The organism is Vibrio spartinae (genome assembly GCF_024347135.1).
Classification (GTDB): domain Bacteria; phylum Pseudomonadota; class Gammaproteobacteria; order Enterobacterales; family Vibrionaceae; genus Vibrio; species Vibrio spartinae.
Genome location: NZ_AP024907.1, coordinates 3,530,554 through 3,543,429 on the forward strand (window position 1 = coordinate 3,530,554; position 12,876 = coordinate 3,543,429).

Sequence of the window (12,876 nt, forward strand, 5' to 3'; positions counted from 1 at the left end):
GTTATTTCTTTCCTTTGGCTAAACGCTGCGCCATATTTTCAATATCCTGTGATGCAAAAGCAGAAAGTTTGATGTAAGCCAGCTTCATCGCTAACGCAGATAGCACTGAGTGCTCAAAAAGTTCCGTAATCGTCACTTCAATATGGAGGCGGTGCTGTATTTCTGAAATCAGCCGGACCGCCAATAATGAGTGTCCCCCTAATTCAAAGAAGTCATCCTGACGTCCCACTCGTTCAACATTGAGTAACTGGCGCCAAATGTCAGCCAGCGTCGTCTCCATCGCATTTTTCGGTGCTTCGTATTGCCGTACGACAAACGCCGCTTCATCCGGCTCCGGCAGGGCTTTGCGGTCGACCTTACCGTTCGCCGTCAGCGGCATCTCGGCCAGTGCAACATAAGCCGCCGGCACCATGTAACTCGGTAAACATGCCGCTAAGCGTGATTTCAGCTCACTCGCTGTCAGTCCTTCATCACCTTGGGTGAAGTAAGCCACCAACCGTTTGGACGCAGAATCACCCGTGGCTATCACCACCGCCGAAGCCACGCCACTCGACACTAACGCCGACTCTATCTCGCCCAGCTCGATACGGAAGCCTCGCACCTTGACCTGAAAGTCATTGCGGCCGACGAACTCAATCGTTCCGTCTGCGCGTAAATAACCCAAGTCTCCCGTCCGGTACATCCGCGCATTCGCTGTCGATGCATATGGGTCCGGGACAAACCGCTCTGCGGTCAGCGCATCTTGATTGAGATATCCCAATGCGACCCCGTCACCACCGATATACAGCTCACCCACCACACCTTGCGGCACCGGCTGACCGTGACTGTTAAGTAAATACACTTGGGTATGACCTATCGGACGGCCCAGCGGAATACTCACTGCACCCTCATCAACCGCCTTGATTTCATGGGTTAACGCGAATGTCGTGGTTTCTGTCGGGCCATAACCATTGAGAAGATGCGCTGGCGCACTCTCTGACAGCACCCGACGAATCACCGCCGGGTCAAGCGCATCACCGCCGACCAACAAATAACGCAGGTTGGGTAATACGGGTTTCAGGCCTTGTGCATACTGATTGAACAACCCGACCGTCAGCCACAGAATACTGACCTGATGCTGAGTTAACGCTTGGCCGAAGGCCTGGACGTTCAATAAGGTCTCTTGCTCAATCACCACCACCGCGGCACCATTGAGTAACGGGGCCCATACTTCTAACGTGGTCGCATCAAATGCCGGGTTGGCTGCCAGCGCCACCCGGTCTGATGATTGCACCGCCATATAGCCGTTGTTCAGTACCAGCCTTGCGATTGCCCGATGTGGTACCACCACACCTTTAGGCTGACCGGTTGAGCCCGAGGTGTACATCACATAGGCCGGTGAGTCACCTTGCACCGCAACCGACACCACTTCTTTGCGATGTTCGTTCAGCAGTGATTCACTCAGCGTCAAAACTTTGAGTGACAAGCTATCTGATGTCGTTTCCGACTCAGTCAGCAACACACTGGCACCACAATCATCCAGAACATAACGCTGACGTTCGTCAGGGGCTGCCGGGTCGAGCGGCACATACACACCACCACATTTTAAAATCGCCAGCTCTGCCACCACCAACGCGGCTGAACGCGGCAATCGCACTGCAACCCGCTGACCGGGTGTCACACCCAGTGTTTGTAACCGGTGCGCCAGTGCATTGGCGCTTCCCTCTAACACGCCATAACGCCATTCACCTGCTTCGGTGATGACTGCGATGGCATCCGGTGAAGTGCTCGCCTGTTGGCTGAACAGCGTATGAACCCCACAATCGGACGGATATCCATAGTCGGTTTGATTGAAGTGTTGCAGCACATGCTGCTGCTCACTGTCCGTCAGCATCGGCAGTGCGTCCACCGGTAACTCAGGCTGACGGACCATGCCTTCTAACAAGGTGATCCAGTAGCTGAGATAACGCTGCACGGTTTCCGGCTCAAACAACGCGCTCGCATAGGTCAGATAACCATGGAGACCACCGTCGTGTTCATGAATTTCAAGACTCAGGTCAAACTGGGCCGTTGAGAGTTCACTGTCTAATGCTTCCAGTGTTAAATCAGGGAGTTGTATCTGCTCCGTCGGCGTATTTTGCAACGCGAACATCACTTGAAAAATCGGTGCATGAGACAAACTGCGCACCGGTGCAACGGTTTCAACCACTTGTTCGAACGGCATATCCTGATTCGCTTGCGCTGCCAGTGCAGTCTCTTTGACTTGCGCGAGCAACTCTTGAGTGTTGAGCCCTTCGGTCAACTGAACCCGCATCGCCATACTGTTGACAAACATCCCGATCAAGCCTTCCACATCACTCTGGGTTCGTCCGGCAATCGGAGAACCAATCACGATATCGTTCTGACCGGAGAGACGCCCCATCGCCACGGACCATCCGGCCAGTAACGTCATGTAGAGCGTACAACCACTGCGTTGACTCAATTGCCGCAGTTGCTCGGTCAGTTCGCGACTGACTGAGATCGGCAAACTTGCACCGCTGTAGTCTTGATGCGCCGGGCGAGGACGATCCGTCGGCAATGTCAGACAATCCGGAATATCACGTAACTGCTCATGCCAATACTGTTGCTGGCGTTGCAACACCTCGCCCTGTATATGCGTCTGCTGCCATGCAGCGTAGTCACCATACTGGATCGTCAGTGGCGACAGCGGATCAGCCTGACCATTGCAGTGAGCGGTATAGAGTGCAGCCAGCTCGCGATTAAAGATCCCCATCGACCAGCCATCGGTAATCATATGGTGCATGACAATCCGTAACCAATGCTCACGTTCTGATACGCGAATTAATTGCCCCTGAATCAATGGGCCCTGAGAGAGATCAAAGGTTGGCGACAGTGGCGCAAGTTCATCCATCACGCCTTCCCCGTCAAGGTAGGTTAACGGAAACCCGACACTCGGAGCTTTCACTACTTGTATCGGCTCATCTGCAACCCGAGCAAAATGAGTCCGCAATGCAGCATGTCGGGCAACGATCTGATCCAGTGCCCGTTGTAATGCATCGACATCTAACTTGCCTTGCAGCCGCACACTTCTCGGCACGGTATAAGCCGCTGTGGCTTGTGCATCCATCTGAGATAAGAACCACAACCGTTTTTGTGCCAGTGACAATGGAATTGCTTGCCCTTCCGGCAATGGGGTAATCGCAGGTAAAGTTGAACCTTGTGCATCCTCAAGCAGCGCAGCAACTTCATGTAATGTCGACTGAGAGAAGAGTGTCGTTAGTGATAATTCTCGGCCCAGTTGCTCACGTACCCGTGACACCATCCGCACCGCCAGTAAGGAGTGTCCGCCCAACTCAAAGAAGTTGTCGGCACGACCCACTTGGTCAACACCCAGCAGCGCTGACCAAATCTCTGCCAGTTGTTGCTCCGCATCACCCACCGGCGCTTGATATTCATGCCGTACCACTGCACTGATATCCGGCTCCGGTAATGCCTTACGGTTCACTTTACCGTTCGGGGTCAATGGCATCGTATCAATCACCACATACACCGCCGGTACCATGTGCGCCGGTAAGCGTGCCGTCAACTCTGCCTTCAGTGTCGCGACATCCGGCACCGCATGCGTATCAATCGCGGTGTAGTAACCGACTAACTGTTTATCAGCGCTGCCACCGAATGCTCGCGCAACCACCACACCATCCTGTACACCGGTACAACCTTGTAGCGCTGAGCTGATTTCACCCAGCTCGATGCGGAAGCCGCGGATTTTCACCTGGTCATCATTGCGGCCCCGATACTCAATCGTGCCGTCAGCTAACCAGCAACCGACATCACCGGTGCGGTACATCACCGGATGAGTGCTTTCATCACTGGCATACGGGTTGGCAACAAACCGCTCCGCCGTCAGTTCATCGCGGTTAAGATACCCCCGCGCCACCTGAACACCACCAATGTATAACTCGCCTTCAACACCCACCGGAACCGGATGACCGTCACTATCCAGCACATACATCTGCGTATTGGCAACCGGACGACCGATTGAAACCCGGTCTCCCTCAAGCTGGCGTGGACAGTGCCATGCCGTTACATCGACAGCCGCTTCCGTCGGGCCATACAGGTTATGTAATTCTATTTGCGGTAAGCGCGCATAGCTCTTGCGTATCGCTTCCGCCGGTAGCGCTTCACCACTACAGAACACCAAGCGCAGGCTCGGACAATCATCAGGGCGGACCACCTCAAGGAAACTCTGCAACATTGGGGGGACAAAGTGCACGATAGTTACCCCTTGGGTGGTCATTAGACTGATTAAGTAATCCGGGTCTTTGTGACCTTCCGGCTTAGCCATCAGTAACGTGGCCCCTGACCATAGCGGACAGAAGAACTCCCACACCGACACATCAAAACTGAACGGGGTTTTCTGGAGCACCACATCATCCGGACCAAAACCGTAGTCGTGTTGCATCCAGTGCAGACGATTGACCACCCCGCGGTGCTCGTTCATCACCCCTTTCGGTAAGCCGGTCGAGCCCGAGGTGTAAATGATGTATGCCAGATGACGGTTGGTCAGCGCTGCCACCACCGGATTGGTCTGTGGACTATCCACCCATGGCTGTACCGGTGACGCTAAATCCACCAACCGGGTTGTCGCGGGGATTTCGCCCAGACACTCAACTAAATGCCCGCTGGTCAACAGGGCGACCGGCGCACTGTCAGATAACATATATGTCAGTCGCTCACTCGGATAGCCCGGGTCCAGCGGGACATACGCACCGCCCGCTTTGAGAATCGCCAGCAAAGACACCACCAGCTCGCAGCTTCTTTCCAGACAGACCGCCACCCGGCTATCCGGACGCACGCCTTGTTCAATCAGCCAGTGTGCCAGTTGGTTTGCTTGCGCATTGAGTTCGGCATAGCTGAGTGACTGGTCTGCAAACACCACCGCGGTTGCTTCTGGGGTGCGGGCAACCTGCGCTTCAATCAGGGTATGCAGGCATGATGTATCAGGGAATGTGGTTTGGGTCTGGTTGAACTGGTTGAGGACAAGGTCGCGTTCAGTATCCGGGAGGATATGCAGTGAGCCAACCGCTTGCGTGGGGGCCGACACCATCTGCTGTAGCAGAGCTTGCCAGTATCCGAGATAGCGTTGAACCGTGACGGTATCAAACAGAGCAGTGGCATAGTTCAGTGTCCCGGTGAGCTGACCATCCGTTTCAAAAAGATCCAGCGTCAAATCAAACTGCGCGGTCCGACGCTCGGTTTCCAATAAAGAAAGTGTGACACCAGACAGTGCCTGCGCTGCTTGAGGTGTATTTTGCAAACTCAGCATCACTTGGAACAATGGCGGATGAGACATATTTCTCGTTGGCGCGACCGACTCGACCACCTGCTCAAACGGAATGTCCTGATGCATTTGTGCCGCCAGCGTGGTCGCTTTGACCTGTTTCAGCAGATCAATCGTGTTCAGATGATCAGACAGATCAACTCGGATCGCTTGCGTATTGACGAACATGCCGATCAAAGGTTCAACCTCAGCACTGGTACGCCCAGCAACCGGAGAGCCGATCACCACATCATCCTGACTGGCAAGACGTCCCATCAAGGCTGACCAACTGGCTAATAAGGTCATGTAAAGGGTACACCCCTGACGACGGCTTAAATCTCTCAGCCCGTCAGTGATGGTCTGATCAAGCTGTACAGGAATGACAGCACCGTCATAGGACTGATAAGCCGGTCTGATACGATCAGTCGGCAAGGTCAGACATTCAGGAATGCCTTGCAACTGTTGCGTCCAATAAGCTTGTTGCTGTTGCAGAATTTCCCCTTGCAGGTAGCGCTGTTGCCATGCGGCAAAATCGCCATACTGAATGGTTAGCGGCGGCAGCGGATCCGCATCACCTTGGGTAAACGCGTTATACAATTCTCCCAACTCACGGATGAACACGTTGACCGACCAGCCATCGGAGATGATGTGATGCATCGCAATTCTCAGCCAATGCTCCTCATCACTGACACGAATCAACTGCCCTTGAAGTAAACGCCCGCTCTCGAGACTGAATTGTGGTTGGAACGGGACGTCCGTTTGCGTTGCCATCATCAGAGGAAAGCCAACCGTTTCAGATGCGACGACCTGAGTTGCCAGCCCGTCACATTCCGTGAAATGTGTGCGTAGAATTTCATGCCGGGCGACAATACGATCCAGCGCCTGTTGAAGAGCTTCAACGTTCAATCGTCCGCGCAGTCTGGTTCCGCCGGCAATGATATAAGCCGATGATGCCGCAGGATTCATCTGTGACAAGAACCATAACCGTTGTTGTGCCAACGATAATGGAGGTGTTTGCTGATCGGAGAGTGGCATAATCGCTGGGAGGCGCTGCTGTGACGCAAGGTGACTGTCTTGCAACGTGGCAGCCAGCTCAGACAGTACCGGATGAGCAAATAGCGTGGTCAGCGAGAGCTCAAGCCCAAGTGCAACTCGGATCCGGGACACGAGCTGAATAGCGATTAATGAGTGCCCGCCCAGTTCAAAGAAGTCATCATGACGCCCGACTTGCGTCACACCCAACAGACCCGACCAAATCTCAGCCAGTTGGACTTCCACATCGCCCTGTGGCGGCTCATAAGCCCGTTGCGGTAAGTCACTTGCATCAACTGCCGGTAAAGCCTTCCGGTCAACCTTGCCATTCGGCGTTAACGGAAAAGCATCCAACGCAATATAAATCCCCGGCACCATGTAATCCGGCAGACGACACCGTAACTCGGCCTTTAACCCGTCCACCAGAGACTCACCGGACTGCGCTGCATCTGCCGCCACATAATAACCCACCAACCGTGGCTCTCCGTCCGCCATCTCAGGCGCGGCAACCACTGCATCTGCAATTCCGGTATATCCCTGCATCAGGGACTCAATTTCACCCAGCTCGATTCGGAATCCCCGGATTTTGACCTGAAAATCACACCGACCTAAACAGCTAATCCGACCGTCACTGTCCCACCGGCCCAAGTCACCGGTTTGATACATCAACGCACCGGATTCAGCGGTAAACGGGTCCGGGATAAACCGCTCTGCGGTCAAATCATCGCGGTTGAGATACCCGCTCGTCACCCCGGCACCGGCAATGTAAATCTCACCACTCACACCGACCGGCACCGGCTGGTGCGCATCATCCAGAATATAAATCCGGGTATTGTCTATCGGTTTGCCAATCAGTACGCCCTCATCACGCAGACTCAGAGGATGCGTCGCTGACCAGACTGTCGTCTCGGTCGGACCATACATATTCCACAAACGACCGACGCGACCAAGAATCTCATCCGCCAACACTTTCGAGAAGGATTCCCCCCCTATCAGTCCGCTTAACCGGGGCGAGCCTTGCCAACCTGCTGCCAGCAAAAGTTTCCATGTCGCCGGGGTCGCCTGAAACAGGGTAATGGCTTGGTTATCAAGGTAAGCCGCCAGCGCTTCACCATCGCGTGATAATGCTTTATCGGCTAAGTGCAGCGCAGCACCACTGACCAGCGGCAGATAGATTTCAAGCACATGAATATCGAAGGAAATGGTCGTCACCGCCAGTAAGCGGTCATCGCCATTCACCTGATGTTGATGCTGCTGACTGGTCAGAAAGTTGACTACCGCGCGGTGCGGTACCATCACGCCTTTGGGTTGTCCGGTCGAGCCGGAGGTATAAATCACATAAGCCAGATGCTCGCTGCTCAGGGTTGCAACCTCGGGGTTCACCACCAGCTCATCCGTCAGCGATTCATGATTGAGGTCAAGCACCTGCAACTGAGCAGCCTGCTCTCCAAATGTCTGCGCCACATCAACCGTGCCGTCGGTGATCAGAACCACCGGACGACTGTCAGCCACCATATATTGCAGTCGCTCGGACGGGAATAACGGGTCTAGCGGAACGTATGCACCGCCCGCTTTGAGAGTTGCCAGCAAGGTCGTGACCATGGCACAGCTGCGCTCAACCATGACAGCGACATAACTGCCCGGTGTCACACCGAGTGCAATCAGGCGATGGGCTAACTGATTGGCCTGTGTATTCAGCGCAGCATAACTCAGAGAATCATCCCCCGAGACCACGGCGGTGGCATCAGGCGTCTGCGCGGCTTGTGCGGCAAATAACTGGTGCAGACACGCTTGCTCAGAATATGGCATTGCGGTCTGGTTAAAGCGGCTCAGCACATTGTCTCGTTCATCAACAGGCAAAAGATCCAATGTGTCAATTGAGGTATCGGCCGGTGTCATCAGCGTGCTCACAACCCCATTCAGTGCCGTCACGATCATGGCACCAATTCGCTCGCCACCGATACTCCGGCTGACATGGATATCTAACGAAAACCCACCATTGACAATGTCATTCACCGCCACGGTCAATGGGTAGTTGGTATTTTCAGCGGCAAAGACCACGGTTCCCAGCGCATCACTCTCCTCAGTGTGCTGAGCACTGCCGCCTTGATAGCGGTAGTTGAGGAGCGAACTGAATAATGGCGTCTGATTGCTCAAACCGCTACATTGTTGCGCCAAAGCCAATGACGTATGTTCATGTTCCAGCAACTCACCCAATCGTTGTTGGGTCTGAGCCAGTGCTGACGCTACCGATGCCCCGGCAAAAGAGATCCGTAATGGTAGCGTATTAAGGAACATTCCCAGCACGCGATCAGCCCCTTCACCGCCAGCCATCCGACCGAACAGTACCGTACCGAAGACGACATCGTCCTGCCCCGTAGCCATACGAACCACCAGTCCCCAGGCAAGATGGAATAAAGCGGCAGGGCTCAGACCTTTCTGACGAGCCAGTACTCGCACCTGCTCCGCCAGATGCGGCTCAATCGCGACATGTACGCCTTCCGTCAGTTCACTCTGTGTCTGTAATCCAAATGGCACACACGGCTCATCAAGGTCGCCCAACAATGCCTGGAAATATCGTAACTGTTCATCGCGGCCGGATTGATTCAGGGTAGTTTGCGCGACAAAGTTACGGAACGGTAGCGGCTTGGGCAGCGTAGCCTCCTGCCCCGTCATGTAAGACTGTACCTCTTCAACCAGTAATTCCAGCGTGGTGTGATCATTACACAGATGATGGAATAAAAAGCATAACAGCCAGCGATCTTGCGCCGGATCTGCGACTTTGTAGATTTCAATCATGGGGGCATGCTGGGTATCCATCCGCGTCCGGGTCGGGTCAAAATGACGACTCAGCGCATCAGCCACATCACCCGTCTGTTCAACGTGTTCAAGCTGAGAAGCCTGAAGTGTTTTCAACACGACAGGCGCTTCGCGCCATACCACTTGGACAGGAGTATTCAATCCATCCCAAACCACGGCAGTCCGTAAAATATCATGCCGCTGCACCACATGCTGAAGTGCGCTTATAAACGTCTCGATTTCTGCTTCACGCCTGAAACTCTGAATAAATCGGGTAATGTACGGGTCGCCTTGTTCGGCCAGTAGATGGTGGAATAAGATCCCCTCTTGGAGTGGCGCCAGCGGATAAATATCTTGAATATTCGCCGCACCGCCAACAACGGTCTGACTGATCCGTTCGATTTCTGGCTGGGTCAGCGTCACCAATGGTAACATCTCCGGTGTAATATGCTGACAATCCACCGGAATCAAATTCGGCGGAATCTCGTTCGGCGGGTTCGTAGTATGAGCCACCAGTGTTTCAGCCAGAGCCGCCAAAGTCGGCCGGGCAAACAGATCCCGGATCACCATCTGATAGCCCTGCTGACGTAACCGTTCGATCATTTGCACAGCCAGTAATGACTGACCACCGAGTTCAAAGAAGTTATCATCCCGGCCCACTTGTTCAACACCGAGTAACGCGGACCAGATATCAGCTAAAATCGATTCAACGACACCTTCTGGTGCGGTGAACTCCTGACGGACAAAAGCGCTTTCATCGGGTTCCGGCAGTGCCTTGCGGTCAACTTTACCGTTGGCATTCAACGGCATGCGATCCAGTGCAACATAGGCTTTCGGCACCATGTAATCAGGCAAACGCTCAGCTAATCTCGATTTCAGTTCGGCTGCCGTTACGTGCTGATCTTGGGTGGTAAAATAAGCCACTAAACGTTTCGCCCCGGCATCTTCACCCTGGGCAAGTACGACCGCACTATCGGCACCACTTGCAAGCAATGCCACTTCGATTTCACCCAATTCGATGCGAAATCCACGAATCTTGACCTGAAAGTCATTCCGGCCAACAAACTCGATTGTTCCGTCTGCGCGTAAATAACCAAGGTCTCCCGTCCGGTACATCCGCGCATTCGCTGCCGATGCATACGGGTCCGGGACAAACCGCTCTGCGGTCAACTCATTTTGATTGAGATACCCCAACGCGACCCCGTCACCACTAATATGCAGCTCACCGACCACGCCTTGTGGCACTGGCTGCCCCTGACTGTTCAACAGATACACTTGGGTATTGCCTATCGGACGACCCAGCGGAATACTCACTGCTTCCTCACCGACTGAGGTGACTTCATGGGTTAAAGCAAATGTGGTGGTTTCTGTCGGGCCATAGCAGTTCAGCACATGTTGTGGCGCACTCTCAGACAGCACCTGCCGGATGACTGCCGGGTCAAGCGCATCACCGCCGACCAACAGATAACGCTGGTTGGGTAATACGGATTTCAAGCCTTGCGCATACTGATTGAACAAGCCGACCGTCAGCCACAGAATACTGACCTGATGCTGAACCAGCGCTTGGGCGAAGGCTTGGACGCTCAGTAATGTGTCTTGCTCAATTACGACCACCGCAGCACCATTGAGTAACGGGGCCCACACTTCAAAGGTGGTTGCATCAAATGCCGGATTGGCCGCAAACGAAAAACGATCAGAGGGCTGAACCGTCAAATAGCCATTGTTGATCGCCAATCGCGCAATACCTCGGTGAGGGACAACAACCCCTTTCGGCTGACCGGTCGAACCTGAGGTATACATCACATAGGCAGGGCTGTCACCGCTGACTGACACAGAAACGGCCTCATCACGAGTCTCATTGACCAGCGAACGATCCATTTCTAAGACATGCAGTGACGGGTAGTCTACTGCAGTACCGGGTTCTGCAATCAGAACGGTCGCACCGCTATTGTCCAGGACATAGTCCAGTCGGTCGGTCGGGGCCGCCGGATCGAGCGGTACATATACCCCGCCGACTTTAGCAATCGCCAGTTCCGCCTGAATCAATGCCGCAGAGCGAGGCAGCATGATCGCGACGCGTTGCCCCGGTTGAACACCAAGAGTTTGCAGTCGATAGGCCAGCGCATTGGCGCGTGTCTCCAGCGCTGCGTATGTCAGAACGCCATCATCCGTCACCACGGCTGTCGCATCAGGAGATGCACTGACCCGTTGCGTAAACAGCGTATGAATTCCTGCATCCGCGGGATAATCGTAGCGGGTCTGGTTGTATTGGTGGATGACGGTTTGAAATTCATCCTCATCAAGAATCGGCAATGCGGTCACTGGTAATGCAGGCTGTTCAACCATGCCTTGCAGTAAACGGATCCAATAGCCGAGATAGCGCTCAACCGTCGTTTTTTCAAACAAGGCAGTCGCATAATTCAGATAACCAGATAGGGTGTCACCCGATTCGCTGAGTAATAGGCTCAAATCAAATTTAGCCGTTTTAAACGGTTCTTCTTCCGGAGATAAAGAGATACCGGGAAGACTCAAGGTTGAGTCCGGCAGATTTTGGAGAGCAAAGATGACCTGAAATAACGGTGTATACGCTGGGTTACGGTTCGTCAGCACCGCCTCAACCACCTGTTCAAACGGAATATCCTGATTGGACTGGGCTGCCAGTGCCGTTGCTTTCACTTGTGCCAGTAACTCGGATGTGTTGGGTTGTTGACTTAAATCAACCCGCAACGCCTGCGTATTGACAAACATCCCGATCAAACCTTCCAACTCAGCACGATTTCGTCCGGCGACCGGTGCACCGATCACCACATCATCCTGACTGGCCAGACGACTCACCAATGTCGCCCAACTGGCAAACAGGGTCATAAACAGCGTGGTATCATGGCGCTGCCCTAATGCTTTCAACGCAGCCGTTAACGTGCGGTCCAAAGTAAAATTCACACTGTCACCGGCATGGTCTTGCACCGACGGACGAGGGAAGTCGGTTTTAAGCGCCAGATGCTCCGGTGCATCTTTCAGTTGCCCGACCCAGTAGTCTCGTTGACGGGGAATCACAGACTCAGCGAAAGATTGCTGCCAGTGGGCATAATCGGCAAACTGAATCGGTAAGTCTGGCAGTGGGTTATTTTGCCCCTGACACAGTGCGGCATACAAGGTACCGACTTCGCGGATAAATACACTCATCGACCAACCATCGGCAATGGCATGGTGCAGCGCGACGCGCAGCACGAATTCATGGTGTTGAACATGTACCAGTTCGGCTCTGACCAGTGGCCCTGCCGATAGATCGAAATGGGGCAGATAGGGTTCAGAGAGATCCAGCTGATCGACTTGATCAAGATTGATCTCTTCGAGTAAAAAACCTGTATCCGCAGGCATAATCCGTTGTAATGGTTGTCCGTCCCGTGTGATAAAAACGGTTCTGAGGGCTTCATGGCGGGAGACCATCTGATCCAGTGTTTGTCGTAATATGTCGATATTCAACTGACCTTTCAGCCGAAACGAACCGTTAATAATATAGGCATCGGATGCACTCGGCTCCATTTCAGACAGAAACCAGATCCGTCGTTGTGCCAGCGCTAAAGGCTCTCCTTCCGGAGAGCGGGATACAGGTTCAATGGCTGCGGGCTTTTCTTTCTTTTTCCGTTTCAGGCCTCTTGCTTTTGCCAGCTCAAATAATTTGACGACATCATCGCCAGACAAGTTATTCATCGATGCACCCAAATCATCATTTGTACTCATGGTGT

Annotated in this window: 1 protein-coding gene; it reads right to left on the reverse strand. The window is 53.7% G+C overall.

Going from position 1 to position 12,876, the window contains the following annotated elements:
* Nucleotide 1 precedes the first annotated feature (1 nt).
* Complete coding sequence (locus OCU60_RS15795) at nucleotides 2-12,871, reverse strand: non-ribosomal peptide synthetase (protein ID WP_261854730.1); 12,870 nt, start codon at nucleotides 12,869-12,871, stop codon at nucleotides 2-4.
* Nucleotides 12,872-12,876: the final 5 nt, after the last annotated feature.